Annotated in this window: 27 protein-coding genes and 3 tRNA genes; 11 read left to right on the top strand and 19 right to left on the bottom strand. The window is 68.9% G+C overall.

The genetic code is table 11. The features are described 5' to 3' along the window. Window positions 1-167 precede the first annotated feature (167 nt). The 5 genes from QM774_RS13360 to QM774_RS13340 form a co-directional block, all read right to left on the bottom strand. On the bottom strand, window positions 168-1,220 hold the full coding sequence (locus QM774_RS13360) for a fused (3R)-hydroxyacyl-ACP dehydratase subunits HadA/HadB (protein ID WP_414976339.1): 1,053 nt from the start codon (window positions 1,218-1,220) through the stop codon (window positions 168-170). A 284-nt stretch (window positions 1,221-1,504) separates the two neighbouring features. Continuing rightward, complete coding sequence (gene rpmG, locus QM774_RS13355) at window positions 1,505-1,672, bottom strand: 50S ribosomal protein L33 (RefSeq protein WP_414976338.1); 168 nt, start codon at window positions 1,670-1,672, stop codon at window positions 1,505-1,507. A 76-nt stretch (window positions 1,673-1,748) separates the two neighbouring features. After that, window positions 1,749-1,822: transfer RNA gene (locus tag QM774_RS13350), tRNA-Met, on the bottom strand. 43 nt (window positions 1,823-1,865) lie between these two features. Continuing rightward, window positions 1,866-1,938 (bottom strand) — tRNA-Thr (locus QM774_RS13345). 112 nt (window positions 1,939-2,050) lie between these two features. Further along, a tRNA-Tyr gene (locus QM774_RS13340) sits at window positions 2,051-2,134 on the bottom strand. A gap of 115 nt (window positions 2,135-2,249) precedes the next feature. On the opposite strand from QM774_RS13340, the gene QM774_RS13335 reads away from it, so the two are divergent. Beyond that, window positions 2,250-2,741 carry a YajQ family cyclic di-GMP-binding protein gene (locus tag QM774_RS13335; RefSeq protein WP_414976337.1) on the top strand — a complete coding sequence of 164 codons (492 nt, stop codon included), beginning with the start codon at window positions 2,250-2,252 and terminating at the stop codon, window positions 2,739-2,741. A 71-nt stretch (window positions 2,742-2,812) separates the two neighbouring features. Here the strand turns inward: QM774_RS13335 and htpX are convergent, their stop codons facing one another. Then, window positions 2,813-3,688, bottom strand: a complete 876-nt coding sequence (gene htpX, locus QM774_RS13330; protein WP_414976336.1) for a zinc metalloprotease HtpX — start codon at window positions 3,686-3,688, stop codon at window positions 2,813-2,815. Between the two features lie 138 nt (window positions 3,689-3,826). Then, complete coding sequence (locus tag QM774_RS13325; protein WP_414976335.1) at window positions 3,827-4,843, bottom strand: polyprenyl synthetase family protein; 1,017 nt, start codon at window positions 4,841-4,843, stop codon at window positions 3,827-3,829. Between the two features lie 89 nt (window positions 4,844-4,932). Between QM774_RS13325 and QM774_RS13320 the strand changes: the two genes are divergently transcribed. After that, window positions 4,933-6,192 (top strand): geranylgeranyl reductase family protein, encoded by a 1,260-nt coding sequence (locus QM774_RS13320; RefSeq protein WP_414976334.1) that lies wholly within the window; start codon window positions 4,933-4,935, stop codon window positions 6,190-6,192. Window positions 6,193-6,195: 3 nt separating this feature from the next. On the opposite strand, the gene QM774_RS13315 is transcribed toward QM774_RS13320, so the two are convergent. Further along, window positions 6,196-7,752: an MFS transporter gene (locus QM774_RS13315; RefSeq protein WP_414976333.1), complete on the bottom strand. Its 1,557-nt coding sequence runs from the start codon at window positions 7,750-7,752 to the stop codon at window positions 6,196-6,198. A gap of 107 nt (window positions 7,753-7,859) precedes the next feature. Here QM774_RS13315 and QM774_RS13310 point away from each other — a divergent pair, with 107 nt between their 5' ends. Beyond that, on the top strand, window positions 7,860-8,903 hold the full coding sequence (locus tag QM774_RS13310) for an AsnC family transcriptional regulator (protein WP_414976332.1): 1,044 nt from the start codon (window positions 7,860-7,862) through the stop codon (window positions 8,901-8,903). Between the two features lie 122 nt (window positions 8,904-9,025). Here QM774_RS13310 and QM774_RS13305 read toward each other — a convergent pair whose 3' ends face one another. Genes QM774_RS13305 through menD form a run of 3 tightly spaced genes read right to left on the bottom strand, consistent with a single transcriptional unit; the run spans window position 9,026 to window position 11,943 of the window. Further along, a complete protein-coding gene (locus QM774_RS13305) occupies window positions 9,026-9,775 on the bottom strand; it encodes a demethylmenaquinone methyltransferase (protein ID WP_414976331.1) in 750 nt (249 codons plus the stop codon). Between the two features lie 10 nt (window positions 9,776-9,785). After that, complete coding sequence (locus tag QM774_RS13300; protein ID WP_414976330.1) at window positions 9,786-10,253, bottom strand: hypothetical protein; 468 nt, start codon at window positions 10,251-10,253, stop codon at window positions 9,786-9,788. Window positions 10,254-10,257: 4 nt separating this feature from the next. Continuing rightward, window positions 10,258-11,943: a 2-succinyl-5-enolpyruvyl-6-hydroxy-3-cyclohexene-1-carboxylic-acid synthase gene (menD, locus tag QM774_RS13295; protein ID WP_414976329.1), complete on the bottom strand. Its 1,686-nt coding sequence runs from the start codon at window positions 11,941-11,943 to the stop codon at window positions 10,258-10,260. A gap of 46 nt (window positions 11,944-11,989) precedes the next feature. Here menD and QM774_RS13290 point away from each other — a divergent pair, with 46 nt between their 5' ends. Then, the gene (locus QM774_RS13290; protein WP_414976663.1) at window positions 11,990-12,610 is read left to right on the top strand and encodes a class I SAM-dependent methyltransferase; all 621 of its coding nucleotides are present in this window, start codon (window positions 11,990-11,992) and stop codon (window positions 12,608-12,610) included. Here the strand turns inward: QM774_RS13290 and QM774_RS13285 are convergent. Next, window positions 12,579-13,049, bottom strand: coding sequence for an NUDIX hydrolase (locus QM774_RS13285; protein WP_414976328.1), 471 nt, complete (start codon window positions 13,047-13,049; stop codon window positions 12,579-12,581). The genes QM774_RS13290 and QM774_RS13285 overlap by 32 nt on opposite strands. Window positions 13,050-13,185: 136 nt before the next feature. Here QM774_RS13285 and QM774_RS13280 point away from each other — a divergent pair, with 136 nt between their 5' ends. Next, window positions 13,186-14,436 carry a saccharopine dehydrogenase family protein gene (locus QM774_RS13280; protein WP_414976327.1) on the top strand — a complete coding sequence of 417 codons (1,251 nt, stop codon included), beginning with the start codon at window positions 13,186-13,188 and terminating at the stop codon, window positions 14,434-14,436. A 27-nt stretch (window positions 14,437-14,463) separates the two neighbouring features. Here the strand turns inward: QM774_RS13280 and QM774_RS13275 are convergent, their stop codons facing one another. After that, window positions 14,464-15,105 carry a PaaI family thioesterase gene (locus QM774_RS13275; RefSeq protein ID WP_414976326.1) on the bottom strand — a complete coding sequence of 214 codons (642 nt, stop codon included), beginning with the start codon at window positions 15,103-15,105 and terminating at the stop codon, window positions 14,464-14,466. Window positions 15,106-15,128: 23 nt separating this feature from the next. Between QM774_RS13275 and QM774_RS13270 the strand changes: the two genes are divergently transcribed. Next, window positions 15,129-16,085 (top strand): 1,4-dihydroxy-2-naphthoyl-CoA synthase, encoded by a 957-nt coding sequence (locus tag QM774_RS13270; protein ID WP_414976325.1) that lies wholly within the window; start codon window positions 15,129-15,131, stop codon window positions 16,083-16,085. Window positions 16,086-16,104: 19 nt separating this feature from the next. On the opposite strand, the gene QM774_RS13265 is transcribed toward QM774_RS13270, so the two are convergent. Continuing rightward, entirely contained in the window at window positions 16,105-16,251 is a 147-nt protein-coding gene (locus QM774_RS13265; RefSeq protein ID WP_414976324.1) for a hypothetical protein, read from the bottom strand. 142 nt (window positions 16,252-16,393) lie between these two features. Between QM774_RS13265 and QM774_RS13260 the strand changes: the two genes are divergently transcribed. Next, complete coding sequence (locus QM774_RS13260; protein ID WP_414976323.1) at window positions 16,394-17,560, top strand: YncE family protein; 1,167 nt, start codon at window positions 16,394-16,396, stop codon at window positions 17,558-17,560. 160 nt (window positions 17,561-17,720) lie between these two features. Next, window positions 17,721-18,878: a YncE family protein gene (locus tag QM774_RS13255; protein WP_414976322.1), complete on the top strand. Its 1,158-nt coding sequence runs from the start codon at window positions 17,721-17,723 to the stop codon at window positions 18,876-18,878. 58 nt (window positions 18,879-18,936) lie between these two features. On the opposite strand, the gene menE is transcribed toward QM774_RS13255, so the two are convergent. The 5 genes from menE to QM774_RS13230 are packed head-to-tail and all read right to left on the bottom strand — an operon-like array spanning window position 18,937 to window position 22,380. Further along, window positions 18,937-20,058 (bottom strand): o-succinylbenzoate--CoA ligase, encoded by a 1,122-nt coding sequence (menE, locus tag QM774_RS13250; RefSeq protein ID WP_414976321.1) that lies wholly within the window; start codon window positions 20,056-20,058, stop codon window positions 18,937-18,939. A 41-nt stretch (window positions 20,059-20,099) separates the two neighbouring features. Next, window positions 20,100-20,456 carry a DUF3349 domain-containing protein gene (locus tag QM774_RS13245; RefSeq protein WP_414976320.1) on the bottom strand — a complete coding sequence of 119 codons (357 nt, stop codon included), beginning with the start codon at window positions 20,454-20,456 and terminating at the stop codon, window positions 20,100-20,102. A gap of 27 nt (window positions 20,457-20,483) precedes the next feature. Next, window positions 20,484-20,789: a DUF3349 domain-containing protein gene (locus QM774_RS13240; protein WP_414976319.1), complete on the bottom strand. Its 306-nt coding sequence runs from the start codon at window positions 20,787-20,789 to the stop codon at window positions 20,484-20,486. Window positions 20,790-20,822: 33 nt separating this feature from the next. After that, complete coding sequence (locus tag QM774_RS13235; protein WP_414976318.1) at window positions 20,823-21,128, bottom strand: hypothetical protein; 306 nt, start codon at window positions 21,126-21,128, stop codon at window positions 20,823-20,825. Between the two features lie 28 nt (window positions 21,129-21,156). Continuing rightward, window positions 21,157-22,380: an inorganic phosphate transporter gene (locus QM774_RS13230; protein ID WP_414976317.1), complete on the bottom strand. Its 1,224-nt coding sequence runs from the start codon at window positions 22,378-22,380 to the stop codon at window positions 21,157-21,159. 240 nt (window positions 22,381-22,620) lie between these two features. Here QM774_RS13230 and QM774_RS13225 point away from each other — a divergent pair, with 240 nt between their 5' ends. The 3 genes from QM774_RS13225 to QM774_RS13215 all read left to right on the top strand — a co-directional run bounded on the left by QM774_RS13225 (window position 22,621) and on the right by QM774_RS13215 (window position 25,230). Continuing rightward, window positions 22,621-23,679 carry an LLM class F420-dependent oxidoreductase gene (locus QM774_RS13225; RefSeq protein ID WP_414976316.1) on the top strand — a complete coding sequence of 353 codons (1,059 nt, stop codon included), beginning with the start codon at window positions 22,621-22,623 and terminating at the stop codon, window positions 23,677-23,679. 89 nt (window positions 23,680-23,768) lie between these two features. Further along, entirely contained in the window at window positions 23,769-24,164 is a 396-nt protein-coding gene (locus tag QM774_RS13220; protein ID WP_414976315.1) for a PGPGW domain-containing protein, read from the top strand. A 193-nt stretch (window positions 24,165-24,357) separates the two neighbouring features. Beyond that, window positions 24,358-25,230: a 1,4-dihydroxy-2-naphthoate polyprenyltransferase gene (locus tag QM774_RS13215; protein ID WP_414976314.1), complete on the top strand. Its 873-nt coding sequence runs from the start codon at window positions 24,358-24,360 to the stop codon at window positions 25,228-25,230. Window positions 25,231-25,364 lie beyond the last annotated feature (134 nt).

Below are 25,364 nucleotides of genomic sequence, written 5' to 3'. Positions count from 1 at the left end.
CTCCCGCTCGCCGAGCCCGTTGCCCGCTCGTTGAGCTTGTCGAGGCGAGCATCCACCCGCTCGTTGAGCCTGTCGAAGCGAGCATCCACCCGCTCGTTGAGCCTGTCGAAGCGAGCTCGTCGAGGACGCGGGTCTCCTTTCGACAAGCTCAAGGAGCGGGAGGCGAGTCAGTTGAACTGGATGACGGCGGTGGCGCGGCCGAAGATCTTCTTGTCGCCCTGCTTGGCGGTCAACGCGATGGTGCCGCGGCGGGACTCCGGATCCAGCGACTTGACCTTCGCGGTGAAGTCGACGGCCGCACTGTCGTCCTCCGGCACGTAGACCGGGCTGGTGAAGCGGACGTTGTATTCGCAGAACGCCGCCGGATCGCCGATCAGCTCACCGAGGTAGGTGGCGCCCAGCCCCATGGTCTGCATGCCGTGCGCGACCACACCGTCCATGCCGGATGCCTTCACGACGTGATCGGAGAAGTGGATCGGGTTCGGGTCGCCGGCGACACCGGCGTAGTTCACCAGGTTGCCGCGGGTCACCAGGAACCGCTTCGGCTCGAACTCCTGGCCCTGGGTCAGAGTGTCGAAGGAGATCGCCGAGTAGGCACCGGGGCGCTCGGTCGGATCGTCCTGATCCGGGTCGCCCTCACGGGTGACCGTCTTGCCCGGCTCGCCGATCGCGTCCAGCTTGATCATCACGTGGTCCAGCGACTCGGCGACCTCCGGCGACACCTCCAGGCCGGGGCGTGCGGCCAGCGACGTGTGGGTGGTCATCACCGGTTCACCGTGCTGATTCCAGATGACGTTCTTCGACACCATCAGATCGATGTTGTCGGGGCTGGTGATGTGCCGGAACGATTCGAGCGAGACGTCGCAGATCAGCCGGTCGCCCACCTTCATCGGCTGGTGGTAGACGAGGCGCTGGTCGGTCTGCATGATCTGCCACATGTCGTAGCCGGTCACCACCTCCTCGAACAGCTTGCGCTGCGCGGTGATGCCGAGCACCGAGACGAACGTCGGATGCGCGACGAGCGTGTCGTGGCCGAGTTCCTTCGCGCCGGCCTCGCTCCACTGCTCCGGATGCGCCGACTGCACGGCCAGGGCGTGCTTGCGGACCTCTTCGCGGCCGACCTCGTAGTAGTCGTCGACGGTGTAGTGGTGGCCGACGACCGATTGCGTGTGCGCGGCGATCTCATCGGGGGTGAGCTTGATCTTCGCGTCGACAGTCATCGATCTCTCCTTCACGACGGCCCTCGGGGGGGTGGGGGGGGTGGGGTGCGCGGACGGACTGGTCCGCGCGCCGGCCGTCGGGTGACTAAGCGTTCCGATTCTGCGCGCGGATCGTCGCGAGAACCAAATCGGCCGGGCCGGTGTCGTCGCAGACGACGAACACCGCGGGGCACCGGTGGTCACCGGAAACGAAACAAGCGAGCCGCCCCGTCGGGGTGGCTCGCTCGGTCGACATCGATCCCGGTGCCGTGAAGCGGCCGGTTCAGTGCGGAAGACTCAGCGACTCAGCGCGATTCTTTGTGCGCCTCGTGCTTGCCGCAGTTCGGGCAGAACTTCTTGATCTCGAGGCGATCGGGATCGTTGCGGCGGTTCTTCTTGGTGATGTAGTTGCGGTGCTTGCACACCTCGCACGCGAGGGTGATCTTCGGCCGCACATCGGTCGAGGAAGCCATGATTGCCTACTTTCAGTCCTACATTGTCTTCGGTGGCGGTCAGGCCCCGAATCCGGAGCGGTGAACCACCGATGTGTAGCGGTGGGGGGACTCGATCCCCCGACCTCACGATTATGAGTCGTGCGCTCTAACCAGCTGAGCTACACCGCCCTGTTCGGCGACCCCGATCCGGTTGGACCGTGACCGCCAAGCGAGCCCCCTGACGGAATCGAACCGTCGACCTTTTCCTTACCATGGAAACGCTCTGCCGACTGAGCTAAGGGGGCGTATCCCCTCGCGTCCTTCACGGGCGCGCGGAGAAGCCTTCACGAGGTTACACACCGGTACTCCGGTTGACCAAAAGCAATGGTCTACCGGGGTTTTCGGAGTGAGTCCGCGTGGTGGCAGATACAGGATTCGAACCTGTGTAGCTTGCGCGACGGATTTACAATCCGCTCCCTTTGGCCGCTCGGGCAATCTGCCGTGTCACCGGGTGGGCAACGTCGACCAGAATACAATGAACGCCCTGGCCGGACGCAAATCGGCAGTTCAGCGCACTCCCCCGGAGACGCCCCCGGTCATGGCCTAGGCTGGGCGCATGGCTGATTCCTCATTCGACGTCGTGAGCAAGGTCGACCGCCAGGAGGTCGACAACGCCCTCAACCAGGCCGCCAAAGAGCTGTCCCAGCGGTACGACTTCCGCGGCACCAACACCGGTATCGAGTGGTCCGGCGAAGAGAAGATCGTGCTGACCTCCGACTCCGAGGAACGGCTGCTGGCCGGCCTCGAAGTGTTCAAGGAGAAGCTGATCCGCCGGGACATCTCGCTCAAGGCGTTCGACGCCGGCGAACCGGTCGCGTCCGGCAAGACCTTCAAGCTGACCGGCGAACTGGTCCAGGGCATCGACTCCGAGCACGCCAAGAAGATCTCCAAGAAGATCCGCGACGAAGGCCCCAAGGGTGTGAAGGCGCAGATCCAGGGTGAGGAGCTGCGGGTGTCGTCCAAGAAGCGCGACGACCTGCAGGCCGTCATCGCCCTGCTCAAGGGCGAGGATTTCGGCATCGCGCTGCAGTTCGTCAACTACCGCTAGCGCAGACCTCACGACGACGGCCGCCTCCCACTCGGGCGGCGGCCGTCGTCGTCGACAGGTGTCGGGCAGCGTTACTCGGTCTGGCCCATCTCGCGGGCGATCGCCTGGAGCCGGGCGATCCGGTCCGGGGTGCTCGGATGGGTGGAGAACAGCTTGCTCATCATCTCGCCCTTGCGGAACGGCGACTCCAGCATCATGTGTTGCTGAGTGGCGACCTCCGGGGTCGGCGCCAACGGCGCCTGCGCGATACCGCCGGACACCTTCTGCAGCGCCGACGCCAGAGCCAGCGGATCCTCGGACAGCTTGGCGCCCGACTCGTCCGCCTGATACTCGCGGGACCGGGAGATCGACATCTGGATGACCGACGCCGAGATCGGGCCGAGCAGTGCGATCAGAACCATGGCCAGCGGGTTGGGGCCGCCGTTGTCGCGGCCGCCGCCGGACATGCCCGCCCACATCGCCATGTTCGCCAGACCCGAGATGACCGCGGCCAGCGCACCGGCCACCGAGCTGATCAGGATGTCGCGGTTGTAGACGTGCGACAGCTCGTGCCCGAGGACGGCGCGCAGTTCGCGTTCGTCCAGGATCTTCAAGATGCCGGCGGTGCAGCAGACGGCGGCGTTCTTCGGGTTGCGGCCGGTCGCGAACGCGTTCGGCGACTCGGTGGGGCTGATGTACAGCTCCGGCATCGGGGCGTTCGCCTTCGACGACAGTTCTTTGACGATCCGGTACAGCTCCGGGGCCTGCACCTCGGTGACCGGCTGGGCGTGCATCGACCGCAGCGCCAGCTTCTTGCTGTTGAAGTAGGCGTAGACGTTGGTGCCGATGGCCAGTGCCACCGAGAACCACAGAATGGTGGAGTTCTGGAACAGGGCGCCGATGCCGACGATGACGGCCGACATCAGGCCCATCAACGCGGCGGTCTTCAAACCGTTGAACTCGTGCATGGAACCTTCTCTCGACTCCGGCGGTCCGCTGCAGCGGACTACGCGCTCAATCCTGGCATGACAACGACGCGGATGCCCCGCGTGTTCCCAGGTTCGCGCCGGATTCGCTGTGGGCGATCAGCGCGAAGGGTGGTGCGGTCAGCCGACTCGCTGCACGGTGTAGTCGACCAGCGACGAGAAGGCGTGGCGGGCCGGCCCCTCGGGAAGCTTCGCGAGTTCGGCGTGCGCCTCATCGGCCATGTCGGCGACCCGCTGCCGGGCGCGCGCCATGCCGTCGTGATCCACCAGGATCCGCAGCGCCTCGTCCACCTCGTCGTCGTCGGTGAGCTGGCGGGCCTCGCCGGTCGCCGGATCCAGCAGCAGTTCCTTGAGACGCTGCGCGCCGGCGTCGTCGCCCTGCAACGCGTACAGCACCGGCAGGGTGTGCACGCCCTCGCGAAGATCGGTTCCCGGCGTCTTGCCGCTGTCGCCGGTCACCGAGGTGATGTCGATCAGATCGTCGGACACCTGGAAGGCGACACCCACGATGTCGCCGATCTTGGACATCGACTCGACCCGCTCGGGTGCCGCGCCGGCGGTCATCGCCCCGAAACGGCCGGCCGCCGCGATCAGCGAACCGGTCTTCTCCCACACCACGCGCAGATAGTGATCGACGGGGTCGCCGCCGCGGGCGCCCACGGTCTCGCGCATCTGACCGGTCACCAGTTCGGCGAACGTCTCGGCGATGATCCGCACCGAGTCCGGGCCGAGCGTCGACGTGAGGCGGGAGGCGCGCGCGAACAGGAAGTCGCCGGCCAGGATCGCCACCGAGTTGGACCACCGCGAGTTGGCGCTCTGGGTGCCGCGCCGCAGCGGAGCCTCATCCATCACGTCGTCGTGGTACAGGGTGGCCAGGTGGATCATCTCGACCACGGTGGCCGCGGTGATCACGTCCCGGCCTGCCGGATCCGGACCGAAATGCGACGACAGGATCGCGAACATGGGCCGGAACCGCTTGCCGCCGGCCTTCGCCAGGTGGGTCGCGGCCTCGGTCAGGATCTCGTCGCCCGACGACAGCTCGGTCAGCAGCAGATCCTCCACCCGAGCCAGCGCGTCACCGACCCCGTCGGCGAACTCGCCGCTCCCGAGATCGATGCCGGCGAATGTCGACTTCACAGTGGAGACGCTCCCATGTTCTATTCGGTGAAACGGGCTCATTGGACACCAGAAGCCTAACCGTTCGACGGCCCCGACATAATCGACGGGTGACCAGTGCAACAGACGACCGGGCGGGCGTGCCCGACTCGGTGGACGTCCTCGTCGTCGGTGCCGGTCCCGCCGGGGCCGCAGCGGCCGCGCACGCCGCAGCCGCCGGCCGTGAGGTGCTGCTCGCCGACGCCGCCGTGTTCCCCCGCGACAAGACCTGCGGCGACGGTCTGACACCGCGTGCGGTGAGTGCGCTCGAATCACTGGGCATGGGCGACTACCTCGCCGGCCGGCCGACGATCCGCGGTCTGCACCTGCACGGCTGGGGTGCCGATCAGAAGGTGCCGTGGCCGGCGTCGAGGTTCGGCGACCACGGCAGTGCCGTCGCCCGGGTCGAGTTCGACGACGCCGTTCGCCGCTTCGCCGTCGACCGGGGTGCCCGGATGCTGTCGGCCGCCAAAGCGGTGGACGTGACCATGAACGGCGACCGGGTGGACGCCGTGACCGTGCAGACCGCCGGCGGGCCGTCGTCGATCCGGGTGAACCAGGTGATCGTCGCCGACGGCGTGCGGTCGACGCTCGGCAAGACGCTCGGCCGCGAATGGCACCGCGACACCACCTACGGGGTGGCCGGACGGTCGTACGTCGACTCCGGTGACTCCGATTCGGAATGGATGGGCTCGCACCTGGAACTGCGCGATCCCGACGGCACCCTGCTGCCCGGCTACGGGTGGGTGTTCCCGCTCGGGGACGGCACCGTGAACGTCGGTGTCGGCGCGCTCGCCACCGCCAAGCGGCCCGCCTCCCTGCAACTGCGCCCGGTGCTCGAGCACTATGCCCGGTCGATCGGCGACGAATGGTCGTTGACGTCCGAGCCGAAGCGAGTCGCATCGGCACTGCTGCCGATGGGCGGCGCGGTGTCCGGGGTGGCGGGCCGGAACTGGATGCTCATCGGCGATGCGGCGGCCTGCGTGAACCCGCTCAACGGGGAAGGCATCGACTACGCGCTCGAGACGGGCCGGATGGCCGTCGAACTCCTCGACGCGAGCGACGACCACACCGCCGCCTGGCCGGACGTCCTGCGCCGCGAGTACGGGCAGGCCTTCGCCGCGGCCCGCCGGGCGGCCGGACTGCTCACCATGCCCAAGACCGTGCCGGTCCTCGGCCGTCCCGGAATCCGATCAGCGGCGCTGATGCGCGCGGTGGTGCGGGTGATGGGAAACCTGATGACGCCGGAGGACTCCGACGTCATCGCCCGCGCCTGGCGGGCAGCGGGAACGGCCGCGACCCGTGTCGAGTCGCGGCCGCCGTTCGCCTGACCGCTAGGACGCGGCCACCGGCTCGTGCTCCGGCGGCACGACCTTCTCCGGCTGCGGGGTGGTGTCGACGAAGTCCTGCTGACGGATCAGGACGGCCGAGAGAACCGCTCCCACAAGTGCGACGGCACCGCTGACGATCAGCAAGGTGTTCATCGAGTCCGCCATCGCGATCCGTGCGGCCCCGCCCACGGTGGCACGTCCACCGGACGGCAGCGTCTGCATCACCCGTCCGAGGCCGCCGCTGCTGATCGCACCGGCCAGTGCCTCGGCGCGGCCGGCGAAGGGCGTGCCCGACAGGGCGTCGACCATCGACGACTTGATGCGAGCGGAGAACAGCGTGCCGTACACAGCGATACCGACTGCGATACCGACCTGACGGAACGTGGTGTTAGCACCGGACGCCATCCCGGACTGGCGAACCGGCACCACCCCGACGGCGGTCGATGCGAGAGGCGGATTGACCAGACCGCTGCCGATACCGGCCACGATCAGGCCGGGAATCAGATGTGTCCACGAGCTCTGCGCATCCAGGCCGGCCATCACCATCAGCCCGACGCCGACCAGGAACAGTCCGGGGCCGATCAGCCAACGCACCGGCACATGACTGGAGGCGCGACCGGCGACGGTCGCTACCACCATCGAGCAAGCCGACATCACCAGCAAGCGCAGGCCGGTTTCCATGGCGCTGTATCCCAGCCCGTTCTGCAGATAGATGACGAGGTACACCAGCATCGAGAACAGCGAACCGTTCATGGCGAAGGCGGCGACACTGCCGCCGAGGAAGGTGGGCACGCGCAGCAGACTCAGATCGAACATCGGCTCTGCAGTCCGCATCTCGATCAGCACGAAGGCGACCATCAGAACCGCGGCGGCGACGAAGGACGCGATGACCAGCGGGTCACTCCACGACTTCTCGCCGGCCTCGGTGAGTCCGAAGACGAGCGATCCGAGCCCGACGGTGAACGCCACCATGCCGGGGACGTCGATGCGGCGCGCATGCGGGGCCTTCGACTCGCCGACACGCAGCAGAGTCAGCACCACACCGAACACGCCGATGGGCACGTTCACCCAGAACACCGCCCGCCAGCTGATTCCCGTCGTCAGGGCTCCGCCGAGCACCGGGCCGAGAGCCGTTGCCACACCGGCAACCGCGCCCCACACACCGAAGGCGATGCCGCGTTCCTTGCCGTGGAAGGTGCTCGCCAGCAGTGCGAGCGACGTGGCGAACAGCATCGCACCGCCCACGCCCTGGAGCCCGCGAGACACGATCAGCATGATCGGTTCCTGGGCGACGCCGCACAGCAGTGACGCGGCCGTGAACAGCACCAGGCCGATCACGAAGACGAGACGACGACCGAAACGGTCGGCGAGCGACCCCGACGTCAGCAACAGCGCGGCCAGAGCGAGTGCATAGATGTCGGCGGTCCACTGCAGCTGACTGAACGAGGCGCCGAGTTCGGCCTGAATGTCGGGAAGCGCCACCGCGACGATGGTCACGTCGAGCAACAGCATGAATGTCGCGGTGCACGCCGCGATCAGGGTCCACCACTTCTTATCCATGGGAACCTCCTTCGTGTGTCTGGGGGGAAGAGAATTCGTTGCCCCCAGGGTCCTCTCCGACGATCTATTCCCGCATCCCAGGACGCCCCAGACGTACGATTTCCACTATGACGGCCTCCATTTCAGATGATTCGAACGGTTTCGATCAGATCGACAGGAGGATCGCTCAGGCACTCCAGGTGTCCCCGCGTGCCTCGTTCAGCGATATCGCCGCCGTTCTGGACGTGGCCGAGCAGACCGTTGCTCGGCGCTACCGGCGACTGCGGCGCGAGGGTCTGCTGCGCGTGACGATGGTCTACGACCCGGCGGCACTGAACTCGACGTCGTGGCAGATCCGAGTGCACTGCTGGCCCGACAGCGCCACCTCGATCGCCGAGGCGCTCGGCCGGCGCCAGGACGTGTCGTGGGTGGTCATCCAGAACGCCGGCTCGGAGGTCAGCTTCGGCCTGCGTGCCATCGACGAGAAGCACACCCAGGAACTCCTCGGCCGTCTGCTCCCCAAGGCAGCTCCCATGTTGGAGGTGAAGGCATACGCCGTGCTCCACACCTTCGTCGGCGGCCCGACCGGGCACTACTGCAAGGGGTGGGTGGACGGATTGAGTGCTGAACAGGTGGCCGCACTGGAACCCGACCAACCCGAACCGGCACCCGGGGTCTCGACCGTGCCCACGCTGACCGCCGAGGACCGCGTGCTGGTGGCCGAGCTCGCCCGGGACGGACGAACGCCGTTCGCATCGCTGGCACGCTCGACCGGCATGTCGGTCGGGAAGGTGACCCGCCGCTTCGACGCGCTGGTCAGGTCCGGTGTCGCGTACCTCGACGTCGACTTCGCGCCAGCACTCAGCGGAGGTGGCACCGCGACCACGTTCTGGATGACCGTCGCCCCCGATCGGCTCGACACCGTCGGCCGCGCCCTGGCCGAGCACCCTGGAATCCCGTTCGCGGCGGCGATCACCGGCTCGTCGAACCTCGTCACCACCCTGCTCACCGAGGACCGCCACGGCGTGTACGAGTTCGTCACCGGAACCCTCGCCCGCCTCGACGGGATCACCGGCTACGAGCTCGTGCCCCAGTGGCGGCGGGTGAAGTACGCGGGAGCGATGACCGCCGGCGACCGGCTGGCGCCGCCGCCTCCGTCCCGCGTGCGCTGAGCTGAGCTGAGCTGAGCCCGCCCCGTTTGTCCCTACTCCCCCGTATAGCGCGCTTGCGCCGTCCCACAGCGATGAACAGCGCTATACGGGGGAGTAGGGACAGAGGAGGGGATGAGTGGGGTTCAGGCGCGGCCGGTGTGTACGGCGACGATGCCGCCGGTGAGGTTCTTGTAGGCGACGTCGGAGAAGCCGGCCGCACGGATCTGGTCGGCCAGACCCTCCTGGTCCGGCCAGGCGCGGATCGACTCGGCGAGATACACGTAGGCGGCCGGATTGCTGGAGACCGCGGTGGCCACCGACGGAAGCGCCTTCATCAGGTACTCCATGTACACGGTGCGGAACGGGCCGAGGGTCGGCGTGGAGAACTCGCAGACCGCGAGACGACCGCCCAGCTTGAGTACCCGGCGCAGCTCGGACAGACCGAGCGGCACATCGTTGAGGTTGCGCAGGCCGAACGAGATGGTGGCCGCATCGAACGAGTCGTCGGCGAACGGCAAATGCAGTGCGTCGGCGGCGACCTTCGGCACCGCACGGTCGGCGCCGGCCCGCAGCATGCCGAGCGAGAAGTCGGCGGCGACCACCGTCGCGCCGGAGGAGGCCAGCTCCACCGAGCTGACCGCGGTACCGGCGGCGAGGTCCAGGACGACGTCCTTCGGCCGCAGCTTCAGCGCCTTGCGGGTCTCCTTGCGCCACAACCGGTCCTGACCGAACGACAGAACCGTGTTGGTGATGTCGTAACGGCGGGCGACGCCGTCGAACATCGACGCGACCTCCTCCGGCTGCTTGTCCAGGCTCGCGCGGGACCCGGCGCCGGGAACGGAGTGAGCGGGCCGCTCCGATCCGGCGTCGGGAACGTCAGAGGTGGGAGTCATGCCAGCGAGACTAGTCGCTCGCCCCACCGGTGCCTGTCGTGGCCTGGGCGCCCCGGGCGGCCATCCGTCGGCTCACCTGCACGGTGATCAGCATGGCGCCGACGGCCACCACCCAGCCCGCCACCACGATCGACAGGCCCGGAACCACCGACAGCCAGGCATTGCGGCCGGCCGGGCGGGCCAGGGTGTCGGGATCGGCGGCGTCGTAGTCGACCAGGATCCGCTGTCCGGCCTCCAGTTCGGTCGGGTAGAGAAGACCGAACTGCGGGTTGCGGAGCACCCCGTCGGGGGTGACGAAGTTGACTGCGGCGTGTAGGCGGTCGGCGGAGATGACGTCGGCCGGAGCGGTGGCCTTGTTGGCGTCGATCTTCGCGTCGTTGCGGAACGCACCCAGGATGATCACGGCACCGATCAGCGTCGCCAGCACACCGAGCGCGACGAAGCCGAGCTGCACGCGTCGGAGGATCACCGGGTTCATGCGGTCAGGATATCCCGGCCGGACCGGTGATCCGGGCCGCGATGCGCGCATGGAGGTCACGCAGCGGCGCGCGGTCGGTGGGCACTTCGACGATCTCGATGCCGCCGTCCGGGATCGGGGCCGCCAGGGCGGCCGGCAGATCGTCGAGCCGCACCCGCACGAAGGGCAGACCGAATCCGGTGCACAGCGACTGCAGGTCGGTGCGGTGGGGCGTGCCGAAGATGCGCTCGTACGCGCCCTCGTACGGTCCGGTCGAGAAGCGCGGATCGCCCTGTTCGAGGGTCTCGAAGATGCCGCCGCCGTCGTCGTTGGCGACGACGATGCGCAGCGCCTTCGGCCGCGGCTCGCCCGGACCGATGATCAGTCCGGTGGCGTCGTGGATGAACGTGAGGTCGCCGACGAGGGCGAGGGTGCGCCCGCCCGACTCGTCCTCGGTGTCGGCGGCGAGTGCCGCACCGATGGCGGTGGAGTTGTTGCCGTCGATGCCGGCGACACCGCGATTGGACAGGACGCGGACGCCCGGCGCGAGGTCGCCGGCGATCGCGATGTCGCGGATGGGGTTGGAGGCGCCGAGCACCAGCTGGTCGCCGGGACGGGTGGCCGTCGCGACGGCACGGGCCACGTGCAGACCGGTGGTGTGCTCGCAGGCGTCGAGTTCGGCGGTGACGGCGTCGACCGCGGCGGCCTGGACGTGGGCGCATTCGGCGAGCCATTCACCGGACGGCGCCCCGGACACCACCGCGCGGGTGCCGGTCGCGTAGACGTTGCCGGAGACGTCGGGCCAGCGAGGGCCGGTGGTGATCGCGTAGACGCGGACCGACGGGTCGGCGAGGAGCCGCGCGACCGACCAATGCAGGGTCGGTCGACCGCAGATGATCGCCTGCTCGGGGGCGAGGGCGCTGAGGGCGAGCGGATGCAGCGGTGTCTGCGGATGGCCGGCGGTGGGCTCTGCGACGGTCGGGACACCGGCCAGCTCCGGGTTCACACCGGCGCCGTGCCCGGCGACGACCACGGTCGGGCGGGACAGGTCGATCTCGATCGGGATGTCGAGGCGACCGGTGGGTGCACTGGTCCACGGCTGACCGTCGGCCCGGCCGGAGTGGGCGGCGTCGAGTTCGGCCGCCGGATCGTCGGCGGGGTCGGGCACCAGAGGCTCGCGCAGCGGGATGTCGAACTGGACGGGGCCGGCGTTGCCGGTGCGGGCGCCGCGCGCCGACGCCAGCACACGACCAACCGCCGACCGCCACTGCGAGTTGGTGTCCAGCTCTTCTTCGGCCAGTCCGATGCTGATGGCGGCCCGCACCTGGGTGCCGAAGATCCCGAACTGTTCGACGGTCTGGTTCGCTCCGGATCCGAGCAGCTCGTACGGCCGGTTGGCGCTGACCACGATGAGCGGAATCCGCGCATAGTTCGCTTCGAAGACGGCCGGGCTGACGTTCGCCACGGCCGTCCCGGAGGTCATGACGATCGGCACCGGGCGGCGGGACGCCGATGCCAGGCCGAGGGCCAGGAATCCGGCGGAGCGTTCGTCGATGCGCACGTGCAGCCGCAGTCGGCCTTCGCGGTCGGCGGCGTAGAGCGCGAACGCGAGCGGGGCGTTGCGCGACCCCGGGCACAGCACCGCTTCGGCGACACCGCCGCGGATCATCTCGTCGACGATCACGCGGGCCTGCAGGGTCGACGGATTCATGTCGACCACCCTAGTCAGCGTCGCCCGCGGAGCTAGCCTGCCCCTCATTGGCTTCTACGACGACCGGATCCTGCCGAGGGTCATCGAGGTCACCTGCGGCGGGCGCGGCATGGACGGGCTCCGCCGCCGGGCGTGCGCGCCGCTGTCCGGCGCGATCGTGGAAGTGGGTTTCGGCTCCGGCTTCAATGTCGGGAACTATCCGCCGGAGGTGACGTCGGTGGCCGCGATCGAACCGTCCGATCTGGCGTGGCGCCGCGCGGCCGCCCGGGTGGCGTCGTCGTCGATCCCGATCGAGCGCGCCGGCCTCGACGGGCAGCGGCTGCCGTTCGACGACCACAGCTTCGACGGCGCACTCTCGACGTTCACCCTGTGCACCATCCCGGACCTGTCGGCGGCACTGTCCGAACTGCGACGGGTGGTGAAGCCGGGTGGACGGCTCGCGTTCCTCGAGCACGGCCTGGCCCCGTCGACGAGCGTGCAACGGTTTCAGCACCTGATCGATCCCGTCGAGGGTGCGCTCGGCGGCGGTTGCCGCCTGACCCGCGACATTCCGGCCGAACTCGACGCGGCCGGCTGGCGGATCGTCGAGAACGACCGCTTCTATGGCAAGGGCGTCCCGAAGCCGTGGAGCGCGTTCAACCTCGGGTACGCGGTCTGTCCGGGTTGAGCGCGCGCTCGATGCGGTCCCGGTGCAGATCGGGCACATCGTCGGGCAGCCGGTCGATCCGGAACCAGGCGACATCGGTCGATTCGTCGTCCCCCACGTGCGCCTCACCGGAGACGTACCGGCACAGGTACAGGACCGACAGGTACTGGGACCGATCCCCGTTCGGGTAGGTGACCGGAGGGTCGGTGCTGACCGAGATCAGGTCGACCACCTCGGCGATCACTCCGGTCTCCTCCCGGATTTCACGGACGATCGCCTCGGCCGGCTGCTCCCCCGGTTCCAGGACCCCGGCGGGGTTCGCCCAGTAACCGAAGTCCGAGCGCTTGCCCAGGAGGACCTCGCCGGCGTCGTTCACGACGACGGCGCACACACCGGGCAGCCACAGGAGGTCGTGGCCGATCTTGGCTCGGATGGTGCGGATGTACTCCGGAACGGGCATGCCGCCACTGTACGGAGGCCGAACCGGGATGGTCTCTCGCGCGCACAGAGGCGCGCACGAGGGAACATTCCCCTCGTGGCCGCGCATGCGCAGTGTTGGGGCCACCGCACCCGCTCATCCCCGTAGGGTGAGGTTCATGAGCCGCGAATTCGACGTGATCGTCTACGGAGCCACCGGCTTCGTCGGCGAACTGACCGCCCGGTACCTGGCCGAGCAGGCCCCTGAGGGCACCACCATCGCCCTCGCCGGCCGCAACGAGACCAAGCTCGCCGCCGTGCGGCGCACCCTGCCGCCGCGCGCCGCATCGTGGCCGCTGGTGATCGCCGACGCCGACTCTCCCGCATCGCTGGATGCCATGTGTGCGCGCACGCAGGTGCTGGTGACCACCGTCGGCCCGTACCTGAAGTACGGCGAGAACGTGGTGGTGGCCGCCGCGTCGGCCGGCACCGACTACGTCGATCTGACCGGCGAGGTCCCGTTCGTGCGCTTCTGCATCGACAAGGCCGACGAGATCGCCCGCGCCACCGGCGCCCGGATCGTGAACTCGTGCGGCTTCGACTCGGTGCCTTCGGACCTGGGCACCTATCTGCTGCACGAGAAGGTCGCCGAGGACGGCGCCGGCGACCTGACCGACACCACCCTGGTGCTGTGGACGGTGCGGGGCGGCGTCTCGGGCGGAACCGTCGACTCCATGCGGGTGATCGCCGAACAGGCCAAGGACCCCGACATCCGCCGTCTGCTGCTGAATCCACAGGCACTGTCCGGCGGCCCGGGCGAGATCCCGCGCGCCGGTCTCAACTCGGAGCCCAGCGACATCTCGCCGGTCGACGCCAAGAAGGTCGATCCCGAACTGACCGGCACGCTGGCGCCGTTCTTCATGTCGTCCTACAACACCCGCGTGGTCCGGCGGTCCGACAGCCTGCTGGACGGCGCCTACGGCCCGGATTTCAAATACCAGGAGACGATGGCGGTGGGCGGTGTGCCGCTGCTGTCCGCGGCCATCGCCGGCGCGGTGACCGTCGGCACCGGCATCGCGCTGGGCGCGATGAGCTTCGGGCCCACCCGCAAGCTGCTCGACAAGGTGCTGCCCAAGCCGGGCTCCGGTCCCAGCGAACAGTCCCGGGAGGCCGGACACTTCGTGACCCGCACCTACACGAAGACGAGCACGGGCCGCCGCTACCGTTCGCAGATGCGCGCCGACGGCGACCCCGGCTACAAGGCGACCGCCACGATGCTCGGCGAGTCGGCGCTCGCTCTGGCCCTGGACCGCAAGAAGCTGCCGAAGCGCGCCGGCGTGCTCACCCCGGCCGTCGCGATGGGCGATGTCCTGGCCGATCGCCTGCGGGAGGCCGGTTTCGTGATCGAGGTCCACGAACTGACCTCGTGACCGACCGCGTCGGCGGTGCCCGACCGGTCAGGCCTGTCCGGGCCTCAGCATGATGAAGAGGCCTTCGGCGTCGGCGCAGACGCGGTCGCCGTCCTGCAGGGTTCCCGTCACGAACAGTTTCCGGTCCTCGCGGCGGTCCACCCGGCAGCGCACCACCAGCGGAGTCTCCAGCGGGGTGAGCGACCGGTAGTTCACCGTCAGGTAGGCGGTGCGGCATACCCGTCCGGCGTGCACACCCGCCGTGATCCCGGCCATGTCGTCGAACAGCAACGCCAGGTACCCGCCGTGCGCGACGTCGTTGCCACCGATGTGGAACCGCCGGAACGTGACCTTCGCCGCGATCCCGTCCGGGCCCAGTTCGAAGATCTTGTACGGCGGCAGCCCGATGTCGCCGCGCGACGGCAGATCCACCCGTGTGCCGGACGGGCTCGTCCACTCGTCGACCAGGGTGGGGGCCAGTCGGGCGTTGGCGGCGGTGAGCAGCGCGATGACGTCGTCGGCGGCGGACTCGTCCGGGCAGGCGTACCGGACGTTGTCCATCAGGGTCCGCATCTGCTCGATCAGTTCCGGATACCGCGGGCCGCCTCGCTCGGTGGTCAGGTCCATCCTGGCCGGGAATCCGCCGGCGCCGTCCTGGCGCGGCGGCGCCCCGTCCTTCTGTTCGGTCATGTCTCCAACGTAGGGTCGGATCCATGACCGCCGCGCCCGATTCGCCGTTCGATCCGACCCAATGGACGACGGTCCCCGGTTTCGAGGACCTGACCGATCTCACCTACCACCGTCATGTCGGCGAGGGCCGCGAGAACGGGATCGTGCGGATCGCGTTCGACCGCCCGGAGGTCCGCAACGCGTTCCGGCCGCATACGGTGGACGAGCTGTACCGGACGCTGGATCACGCACGACGCTCCCCCGATGTCGGCACGGTGCTGCTGACCGGCAACGGGCCGTCGCCGAAGGACGGCGGCTGGGCGTTCTGCAGCGGTGGCGACCAGCGCATCCGCGGACGTTCCGGCTACCAGTACGCGACCGCGCACGACGACGACGTCGCCGCGGCGGGCGCCGACACCGTCGATGAGGCCCGGGTGAAGGCCGAGGGCGGTCGCCTGCACATCCTGGAGGTGCAGCGCCTGATCCGCACCATGCCGAAGGTGGTGATCGCGGTGGTGAACGGCTGGGCGGCCGGCGGCGGCCATTCCCTGCACGTGGTGTGCGATCTGACGCTGGCCTCGCGCGAACACGCCCGCTTCAAGCAGACCGACGCCGATGTGGGCTCGTTCGACGCCGGCTACGGGAGCGCCTATCTGGCCAAGCAGGTGGGCCAGAAGTTCGCCCGGGAGATCTTCTTTCTCGGTGAGGCCTACGACGCCGAGACCATGCACCGCATGGGCGCGGTGAATCGCGTCGCCGATCACGCCGAGTTGGAGAACACCGCGATCGAGTGGGCGCGGGCCGTCAACGGCAAGTCGCCGACCGCGCAGCGCATGCTCAAGTTCGCGTTCAACCTGACCGACGACGGTCTGATGGGTCAGCAGGTGTTCGCCGGCGAGGCGACGCGCCTGGCCTACATGACCGACGAGGCCGTCGAGGGGCGCGATGCCTTCCTGGAGAAGCGTCCGCCGAACTGGGACGACTTCCCGTACTACTACTAGGCCGCCGGCACCCCGGCGGTCAGCGCCGGGTGAAGCGGGACAGCAGTGCGCGTGCCCCGGTCGCAGACCGGTAGTGCTCGCAATCGCAGAGGGCGCAGTCGGTGCCGCGGCGGTGGTGCTCGTGGGCGTCACGGGCGTGCCCGCAGACACAGGCCTTCTTCTCCATGCGACGCAGACTACCGACCCCCGCGGGCCCCGCGCACGAATCGGACGAATGGCCCCTGACCAGGCGGTCCGGGGATGATGTGGCGCATGCCTCACCTGGGCTGACTAGACCCTGAGAAGAACCTTAGGCTAGCCTCAGCTTCATGACTCTTCGATCCCCTCGCGCCCGCGCGATCGCGCTGGCCCTCGCCACCGCTACCACCCTGGGCACCGCCGCCGCCGTCGCACCGGCCGCCCAGGCCGCTCCCGCGCCTTCCGCCGGCGCCGTCCAGCAGACGCCCGGCTACCACGTGACCGGCTACAACGTCGGCAAGGGCAACTACCGCGCCGCCATCGACCCGCAGTCCGGCGACATGTGGCTGACCAACGTCTCCCCGATGGGCAAGCCTGCCCAGTCGCAGATCCTGCAGCTGAACCCGGCCGACATGTCGCTGAAGAAGCGGATCACGATCACCCGCAAGGCTCAGACCGGCGGCCACGGCTTCATCGCCGGCGCCTACGACATCGGCGTCCCGAAGACCGGCAACACCGTCTGGACCACGGGCGCCCCGTCCAACCAGGTGACCGTCTGGGACAAGAGCACCGGCCGTGAGCTGAAGTACATCGACGGTGTCGAGCACGCCCACGAGATCACCTTCGCCGAGGACCTCGGCCTGGCGATCGTGTCGACCAAGGGTGCCGCCCTGCAGTTCTTCGACCTGAACACCTTCGAGAAGGTCGGTTCGGCGTCGTTCCCGGGCGGCGGACAGCACCTGGGTGCCGGCATCGCCGTCACCGACGAGAGCGCCTCGGGTGCCACCGTCACGGTCACCGACTACTACCGCAACCTCACCCAGTTCCGCGTCACCCGTGACGGCGGCGCCGTGCAGAGCAAGGTGCTGTGGAACACCCGTCAGGCCGCCGCGCAGGGTCACGGCAGCGTGGTCGCCGACACCCGCACCAACCGGATCTACGTCAACGAACTGATGGGCGGCACCGTGTCGGCCTTCAACCTGCGCACCGGCAAGCACATCGGCGACATCACGACCGGCCCGGGCACCAACTCGATGATGATCTTCCACGGCAAGCTGTACGCCGCGGACTACTTCGCCAACTTCATCTCGGTGATCGACCAGAAGAACCTGGCCGTCACCCAGCGGATCACCACCGGCCTCATGCCGAACCAGCTGGTGCCCTGGAAGAAGAACACCTTCCTGGTGGTCGACAAGTCGTCGTCGGCTGCGGAGCTTCCCGCCGGCGTTCTGGAACTGAAGATCAAGGCGCCCGCCGTCGGCGTCGACCACGTCTGGAAGGTCACCAAGACCGGCTAGCACGACCGATTTCCGTCATCGGGCCCCGACACCGCACCCGCGGCGTCGGGGCCCGACGCGTCCGGCCCGGTGTTCGCGCCCGGTGGAGCGAACCGGACGAAAGGCACTCTGACCGGCCGCGAAGATGCCTCCGAGAGCGTCTTAGGCTAGCCTCATCCGCATGACCCCTCGACGTCTCAGCCGTTCGCGCGCCCTCGCGCTGTCCTTCACCGCGGCCGTGTCGGTCGGCGCGGTCGTCGCAGCCCCGATCGCGCAGGCCGCCCCCGTCCAGACCGTTCCGCAGCAGCCCGGTTACACGATCACCGGCTATAACGTGGGTAAAGGCAACTACCGCGGGGCCATCGACGCCCAGACCGGCGACCTGTGGCTCAGCAACGCCTCCCCGCTGAGCGGCGCCAGCGAGTCGTCGATCCTGCAGCTCGATCCGAACACCATGCACGTCAAGAAGCGGATCAAGATCACCCGCAAGGTCGACACCGGCGGTCACGGCACCATCGCCGCCGCCTACGACATCAACGTTCCCAAGACCGGCAACACGGTCTGGACCACCGGCGCCCCGGCCAGCGAGGTGAGCGTCTGGGACAAGAACACCGGCAAGGAACTGAAGACCATCACCGGCGTCGACCACGCCCACGAGGTGCAGTTCGCCGAGGGCCTCGGGGTGGCGATGGTGTCCACCAAGCCGGGCGCCGTCGAATTCTTCGACCTCAACACGTTCGCACCGCTCGGCGAGGCGAAGTTCCCGGTCGGCGGCCAGCAGCTCGGTTCGGGCATCGCCGTCACCGACGACGGCCCGTCCGGCGCGACCATCACGGTCACCTCGTACTACAGCGCCCTCACCCAGTTCCGCATCACCCGCGACGGCGGCGGCGTGCAGAGCAAGGTGCTGTGGAACACCCGCCAGGCCGGCGGCAGCCAGGGCCACGGCAGCATCGTCGCCGACACCCGCACCAACCGGGTCTACGTCAACGACCTGTACGGCGGCCGCGTCGCCGCCTACGACCTGCGCACCGGCAAGCACATCGCGGACGTGACCACCGGCCCCAGCACCAACTCGATGATGATCTTCCACGGCAAGGTCTACGCGGCCAACTACTTCGCCGGCTACATCTCGGTGATCGATCAGAAGACGCTCGGCGTGACGCGCCTGATCACCACCGGCCTGATGCCGAACCAGCTGGTTCCGTGGAAGAAGAACACGTTCCTGGTGGTCGACAAGGCCTCGTCGGTCGCCGAGCTGGCCGGCAGCAACCTGGGCGTGCGTTCGGCACCCACCCTGGGCACCGACCACGTCTCGAAGGTCACCACGAACAACTGACCGATTCGGTAACCGAGAAGCCCCGTTCCCGCCTGCGCGGGTGCGGGGCTTCTTCGTGTCAGCCGAAGCGTTCCACGAGGGCCTGGCGATCCACCTTGCCCGGTCCGCGCAGCGGCAGCTCGTCGACGACGAACAGCTCCCGCGGTGCGGCGTACCGGTCCAGACGGGCGGTCACGTGGTCGCGGATCACCGTCGACAATCGGTCCCGGGAGATCGTTCCGGCGGGGACGACGGCGGCCGCGACCTTCTGGCCGAGTCGCTCGTCGGGCAGCCCGAAGACCGCGCACGCGGACACCCCGTCGAGTTCGGCGATCACCGCCTCCACCACGTCAGGAAGCACGGTCAGGCCGCCGGTGGAGATCGCCTGGTCCGCCCGGCCGACGATCCGCAGCACGCCGTCGTCGACGGCACCCAGATCGTCGGTGCGGAACCATCCGGGCTCGGAGAACGCCGGATGGCCGGGCAGGTTGCGGTAGCCGAGCGCGACGGTCGCCCCGCCCAACTCCACGCGGCCCACCCCGTCGGCGTCCGGCTCGGCGATCCTCATCCGCACGCCGGGCAGCGGGACGCCGTCGTACACGCAGCCGCCGGCGGTCTCACTCATTCCGTAGGTGCGCACGATCGGCAGCCCTGCGGCGCGGGCGGCGTCCGCGAGGGACGGCGGAGTGGCGGCACCGCCCACCAGGATCGCGTCCAGACCGGCGAGCGCCTTCGTGGCGGCCGGGTCCTCGAGTGCCTTGCGCAGCTGCAACGGCACCAGCGACGTGTAGCGCCGCGGTCCGTCCAGCGCGTCGACGGCGGCCGGCAGCACGCCGGGGTCGAAGCCGTCGGCGACGTCGATCACCACCGGGTCGTGGCCCGCGGCGAGGGACCGCAGCATCACCTGCAGTCCGGCGATGTGGTGCGGAGGGAGAGTCAGCAACCAGGCCCCGGGGCCGCCCAGCGCCTGTGCGGTCCCGTCGGCCGACGCCCGCAGCGACGCCGCGGTGTGCAGGGCGCCCTTGGGCACCCCGGTGCTCCCCGAGGTGGACACCACCAGGGCGACACAGTCGTCGATCGGTTCGCCGGCACCCAGTTCGCGGGTCAGCAGCTCGGCCGCCGCCGGATCCGCGGCCGGCACCGGAAGGAAGGCGCCGTCGCCGTCGAGCAGCGACAAGAGATCCCGCCGTGCCTGCAGCACGGCGGGACCGAAGAAGAGCGGAAGCGATCGGAGAACGCGGCTCAGAGGTCCTCCTCGTCGGATGCCGCGTCGCGCGCGGCCGGATGATCGGCGGGATCGAGCGGCACGTCGTCGAACGGCCAGCCCGCCTCCTCGAGCCTAGCGCGCACCCGGGCCACGTCGCGGTCGAGTGGAGTCTCGTCGGTGACCCGCGTGATGGCGACCCCGGTATCCACCCGGTCGACCGCCGCGTCGGACGGTGTCGCGATGCTCAGCCGTCCGGCGACCTCACCGACCTCGTCCTCCGACAGCTGTCGGCGGAGCAGAGCGAACAGCGGCTGGTAGTCGTGCTCGGGCACCCCGTTCGGGTAGCCCGTCCGCAACCAGTTGACGATGGCCTGCAGACTGAACGCCGTCATCGGTGCGGACCCCCGTCCCTCGCCGCGCTAGCTGCGCTCGGCGAGGTGGTTGTCCAACGGCCAGCCGGCCGCGGCCAGCCGGGCGGCCACCTGGTTGATCTCGTCCTGCGACGGATGCGTCTGGGTGACGTTCTTGATGGCCTCGGCCACGTTGTCGCGGGTGGTGGGCTCGCCGTCGTCCCGGTTCAGGGCCAGCGCCAGGACCACGTCGGTGATCTGCGAATCGTCGAGCACCGGGGTGAGCAGTGCGAACAGCGGCGGGTAGTCGGTGGGCGGGATGCCTTCCGGGTATCCCTTGCGGATCCAGGAGACGATGTTGTCGATGATGTTCACGAGTGTGAGCCTTCTGTGCGTCTGGTGAACGGACTACTTGTAGGTGCTCTTCGGGAAGATCTGCCAGCCGAAGTGATGGAACAGGGTCTGGCGGGTGATCCACAGGATTCCGGCGAGGATGACCAGCGCGACGAACGCGTACAGGAGGTAGCCGACGGCGGTGAGGGCCGGGCTCTTCTTGTGCGCGACACCCGTCTGGGCGTCCACGTCGCCTTCACCCTCCGACACCAGGCGCATGCCGACGGCGAAGAGTGCGGGCAGGCCGGCACCGAGGATCAGGCCGACGGCCAGGACACGGGCGATGGACTCGCCGATCTGTGCGAAGTCGATTCCGAACATTGTTCTGTGTGCCTTTCGGGGGTTCGGCTCAGGCCTGCTGCTTGGGCTGTTCGTCGGTCGGGTTGCGGAGTTCCGCGGAGACCGGCGAATGGGTCTCGTCGTCCCACTCGGCGTTGACGTTGCTCGCGTCGACCTTCTGCTGCTGGGCGCGCCAGTACATGAAGCCCGACAGGATGGCGAGGATCACGAACAGGGTGATCGCGCCGGCGGCACCGCCGATGATGTGGGCGATGAAGTAGCTGAGCGCACCGACGATGGCGGCGGCGGGCAGCGTCGTGATCCATGCCAGAGCCATGCGGCCGGCGACGGCCCAGCGGACCTCGGCGCCCTTGCGGCCCAGGCCGGTGCCCAGGATGGAGCCGGTGGCCACGTGGGTGGTCGACAGCGCCATGCCGGCGGCCGACGAGGTCAGGATGATCGACGCGGACGCGGCCTCGGCGGCCATACCCTGCGGGGCGCTGATCTCGACCAGGCCCTTGCCCAGGGTGCGGATGATGCGCCAGCCACCCAGGTAGGTGCCCAGGGCGATCGCGATCGCACAGGAGGCGATGACCCAGAACGGCAGGCCGTTGGCCTCGATGTCGGGGCTGAGGTGGCCGGTGACGATCAGGGCCAGGGCGATCACGCCCATGGTCTTCTGTGCGTCGCCGGTGCCGTGGGCGAGCGAGACGAGCGAGGCGGTGGCCACCTGGCCGGCGCGGAAGCCCTTCTCCTTCTTGCTTTCCGCGATCACGTTGGTGATGGCGTAGATCAGCATGGTGCCGATGGCGGCGACCAGGCCGGCGATGACCGGGGCCAGGAGGGCCGGGACGATCACCTTACCGACGACACCGTTCCAGTTGATGGCGACGCTGGCGGCCAGGCCGGCGCCGATCAGGCCGCCGAAGAGGGCGTGCGAGGAGCTGGACGGCAGGCCGAGCAGCCAGGTGAGCAGGTTCCAGATGATGGCGCCCACCAGGCCGGCCGAGATCAGCGTCAGCGCGGTGATCGGTCCGCCGACATCCGTCGCGAGCTGTGTCGGATCGGTCGGCAGCTTCAGCACGTCCTTGGTGACTGTGGTGGCGACCTCGACGGAAAGGAACGCGCCGACCAGGTTCAGGACGCCGGCGATCGCGACGGCGACCTTGGGCTTGAGGGCCCCGGTCGCGATCGAGGTCGCCATGGCATTGCCGGTGTCGTGAAAGCCGTTGGTGAAGTCGAATCCCAGCGCCGTCACGATCAGCAGCACGAGGATCAGCATCTCTGCACTCATGGCGATCACTATGACCAGGGACCGGTCGATTCGGAAATTCTGCAATACGCCGCGATTTGCCACGTGACCTGCGAGTTTACCGACCATCCAGGCTCGTTCACGGAAAGTTCACCGCGAAGTCGGCGGACCTTCGCCGGCGGTGGAGAACCGAGGACCACCGGCAGGTGAACCGGCGGTGAACGCCGGACGTGATGAGGGTGCACTCACCACTGCGGCGGGCCCGCTGGCAGAATCGGCGCCATGACGACGCTTGGCATGCCGATCAACTACGCAGGTGACTTCCGCGAGACCATCGACAACCTCACCGATTTCGAGGACGTGGGCGTGCAGCGCATCACCGTCCCGGAGGCCTACAGCTTCGACGCGGTTTCCCAGCTCGGCTACATCGCCGCCAAGACCCGGACGATGGAGCTGCAGACCGGCATCCTCCCGATGTACTCGCGCACGCCGACGAACCTGGCCATGACGGCCGCCGGCCTCGACTACATCAGTGGCGGTCGCGCGGTGCTCGGCATCGGCGCCTCCGGCCCCCAGGTGATCGAGGGCTTCCACGGCGTCAAATACGACTTCCCGTTGGGCCGGGCCCGCGAGCACGCCGACATCTGCCGCAAGGTGTGGCGTCGCGAGAAGCTCGAATATCAGGGCAAGCATTACCATCTGCCGCTCACCAAGGAGGACGGCGGCAGCGGTCTGGGTAAGCCGTTGAAGCTCATCAACCATCCGGTGCGCGACCGGATCCCGATGCTGCTGGCGGCGATCGGCCCGAAGAACGTGGCGCTGGCCGCCGAACTGTTCGAGGAGTTCCAGCCGTTCCTCTTCCACCCCGAGCATGTGCAGGCCGCATTCGGGGAGTCGCTCGACGAGGGCAAGGCCAAGCGTGATCCGTCGCTGGGCGATCTGAAGATCGTGGTGCAGACTGCCGTCCGGATCACCGAGGACGCCGACGAGATCGAACGCACCCTGACGATCGTCCGCCATCACGCGGCCCTCTACATCGGCGGCATGGGGGCCCGGGGCAAGAACTTCTACAACTCTCTGGTGCAGCGCTACGGCTACGTCGACGAGGCCAAGGAGATCCAGGACCTGTACCTGGACGGCCGCAAGGACGAGGCCGCCGCCGCCGTCCCCGACGACCTGGTGAAGGCGATGAGTCTGATCGGTCCGCGGTCGTTCGTGGCCGAACAGGTGGACGCGTTCGAGAAGGCCGGGGTGGGCGTGATCCTCGGCGCCCCGTCGGCGATCGATCACCGGGACCGGGTCGAGGACATGCGGGTGCTCTCCGAGATCGTCAGCCGCTGACACAGCGGAACACACCTGCCGGGAATCCTGCGCGGGAACTCGATCGCGGTTACCGTCGTTGAAAGCCTGAAGCCAAGGCGAAGGGACCCATGAGCACTCGACGAACGCGACTGAAGGTGTGGCACCGGAAGAAGCGGTACAGCATCCGGCAGCAGCCGATGCTTGACCGCGCCTACCGGATCGCCGTCGGCGTGGTGGGCGGCGTGATGGTTCTGGCCGGGATGGCGATGATTCCGCTGCCGATCCCCGGCCCCGGCTGGGTGACGTTCTTCCTCGGCCTCTCGGTGCTGTCCACCGAGTTCGTGTGGGCGCATCGGCTGACGTCGTTGGCGCGGCGCGGACTGCACCGGGCCCGTGAATACGGTGCCGCCGCGGTCGAACTGCTGCGCCGCCGCGTGGTGCCGGCGATCGGCGCCTACGCACAGACCGCCGCGCAGCATCTGTCGGCGCAGGCCTGGGTGCCGTTCGCTCCGTCGTACGCCTGACCCACTCGACCGGCACCCGCTTCGGACGGGGTGGTTTCGACACGGGACGTCGTCGTCGCTGCGCTCCGCCGTCGGCCCGGCTCAACCAACGACGTGATTCGCTCGTCGCTGCGCTCCGCCGTCGCCCCGGCTCAGCCAACGACTTGGGTGACCCGTCGCCGACGGCCGCGGGCGCGGTGGAAAGATCGACGGCGTGGCAACCATGAATGAATGGATTCAGGGCGCACGCCCGCGCACCTTCCCGAACGCGATCGCACCGGTGGTCGTCGGCACCGGTGCGGCGGTGCGGCTCGGCGACCCGGTGTGGTGGAAGGCCGCGCTCGCCCTGGTCGTCTCCGTCTCGCTGATCATCGGCGTGAACTTCGCCAACGACTACTCCGACGGTGTCCGCGGCACCGACGACGATCGCGTCGGCCCGATGCGCCTCGTGGGTTCCGGAGCGGCGAGCGCCGGCGCGGTGAAAGCGGCCGCCTTCGGTGCGCTCGGTGTCGCCGGCGTGGTGGGCCTGGTGCTGGCGGCGACCACCGCGTGGTGGCTCCTCGTGGTCGGGGCGGTCTGCATCCTCGGAGCCTGGTTCTACACCGGAGGATCGCGCCCGTACGGCTACGCCGGCCTCGGTGAGATCGCGGTGTTCGTGTTCTTCGGTCTGATCGCGGTGCTCGGCACCGAATACGTGGTCGCCGGCGACATCGACATCGCCGGACTGCTGGGCGCGATCGCGGTCGGCTGCTTCTCCAGCGCCGTCCTGGTCGCGAACAATCTGCGAGACATCCCCACCGACACCGAGTCCGGAAAGATCACGCTGGCCGTACGTCTCGGCGACCGACGCACCCGGCTGCTGTTCGCCGCCCTGGTCGCCCTGCCGTTCGTGGCGACGATCGCGATCGCGGCGGCCACCACCTGGTGGGCGCTGGCCGGACTGGTCGCGGCGCCTCTCGCCGTCCTCGCCGCCCGGCCGGTGGTGGGCGGGGCGCAGGGCCGCGCCCTGATCCCGGGGGTCGCCGTGACCGGCCTGGCGATGCTCGCCTGGTCCGTCGCGACCGGCGTGGCCCTCGCCTTCGCCTGATCGGCTCGACCACGGGTTAGCCTGCTGGCATGAGGCCGGTGGAGCGGGACGTCGTCGACGTGACGACGCGCCGACCGATCGGATACCGGCGATCGCCCCGCGGTCCAGGCCACGCCGGGCGGCGGCCATCCTGC

This window comes from Gordonia sp. (in: high G+C Gram-positive bacteria), from assembly GCF_047600565.1.
Classification (GTDB): Bacteria; Actinomycetota; Actinomycetes; order Mycobacteriales; family Mycobacteriaceae; genus Gordonia.
This window is presented reverse-complemented; position numbering and strand designations above follow the sequence as displayed.

Excerpts from the sequence above, each read along its gene's own strand:
- QM774_RS13360 (WP_414976339.1), bottom strand. The coding sequence starts at position 1,220 with ATGACTGTCGACGCGAAGATCAAGCTCACCCCCGATGAGATCGCCGCG.
- rpmG (WP_414976338.1), bottom strand. The coding sequence starts at position 1,672 with ATGGCTTCCTCGACCGATGTGCGGCCGAAGATCACCCTCGCGTGCGAG.
- QM774_RS13335 (WP_414976337.1), top strand. The coding sequence starts at position 2,250 with ATGGCTGATTCCTCATTCGACGTCGTGAGCAAGGTCGACCGCCAGGAG.
- htpX (WP_414976336.1), bottom strand. The coding sequence starts at position 3,688 with ATGCACGAGTTCAACGGTTTGAAGACCGCCGCGTTGATGGGCCTGATG.
- QM774_RS13315 (WP_414976333.1), bottom strand. The coding sequence starts at position 7,752 with ATGGATAAGAAGTGGTGGACCCTGATCGCGGCGTGCACCGCGACATTC.
- QM774_RS13310 (WP_414976332.1), top strand. The coding sequence starts at position 7,860 with ATGACGGCCTCCATTTCAGATGATTCGAACGGTTTCGATCAGATCGAC.
- QM774_RS13305 (WP_414976331.1), bottom strand. The coding sequence starts at position 9,775 with ATGACTCCCACCTCTGACGTTCCCGACGCCGGATCGGAGCGGCCCGCT.
- QM774_RS13300 (WP_414976330.1), bottom strand. The coding sequence starts at position 10,253 with ATGAACCCGGTGATCCTCCGACGCGTGCAGCTCGGCTTCGTCGCGCTC.
- menD (WP_414976329.1), bottom strand. The coding sequence starts at position 11,943 with ATGAATCCGTCGACCCTGCAGGCCCGCGTGATCGTCGACGAGATGATC.
- QM774_RS13285 (WP_414976328.1), bottom strand. The coding sequence starts at position 13,049 with ATGCCCGTTCCGGAGTACATCCGCACCATCCGAGCCAAGATCGGCCAC.
- QM774_RS13280 (WP_414976327.1), top strand. The coding sequence starts at position 13,186 with ATGAGCCGCGAATTCGACGTGATCGTCTACGGAGCCACCGGCTTCGTC.
- QM774_RS13275 (WP_414976326.1), bottom strand. The coding sequence starts at position 15,105 with ATGACCGAACAGAAGGACGGGGCGCCGCCGCGCCAGGACGGCGCCGGC.
- QM774_RS13270 (WP_414976325.1), top strand. The coding sequence starts at position 15,129 with ATGACCGCCGCGCCCGATTCGCCGTTCGATCCGACCCAATGGACGACG.
- QM774_RS13265 (WP_414976324.1), bottom strand. The coding sequence starts at position 16,251 with ATGGAGAAGAAGGCCTGTGTCTGCGGGCACGCCCGTGACGCCCACGAG.
- QM774_RS13260 (WP_414976323.1), top strand. The coding sequence starts at position 16,394 with ATGACTCTTCGATCCCCTCGCGCCCGCGCGATCGCGCTGGCCCTCGCC.
- QM774_RS13255 (WP_414976322.1), top strand. The coding sequence starts at position 17,721 with ATGACCCCTCGACGTCTCAGCCGTTCGCGCGCCCTCGCGCTGTCCTTC.
- QM774_RS13245 (WP_414976320.1), bottom strand. The coding sequence starts at position 20,456 with ATGACGGCGTTCAGTCTGCAGGCCATCGTCAACTGGTTGCGGACGGGC.
- QM774_RS13235 (WP_414976318.1), bottom strand. The coding sequence starts at position 21,128 with ATGTTCGGAATCGACTTCGCACAGATCGGCGAGTCCATCGCCCGTGTC.
- QM774_RS13230 (WP_414976317.1), bottom strand. The coding sequence starts at position 22,380 with ATGAGTGCAGAGATGCTGATCCTCGTGCTGCTGATCGTGACGGCGCTG.
- QM774_RS13225 (WP_414976316.1), top strand. The coding sequence starts at position 22,621 with ATGACGACGCTTGGCATGCCGATCAACTACGCAGGTGACTTCCGCGAG.
- QM774_RS13220 (WP_414976315.1), top strand. The coding sequence starts at position 23,769 with ATGAGCACTCGACGAACGCGACTGAAGGTGTGGCACCGGAAGAAGCGG.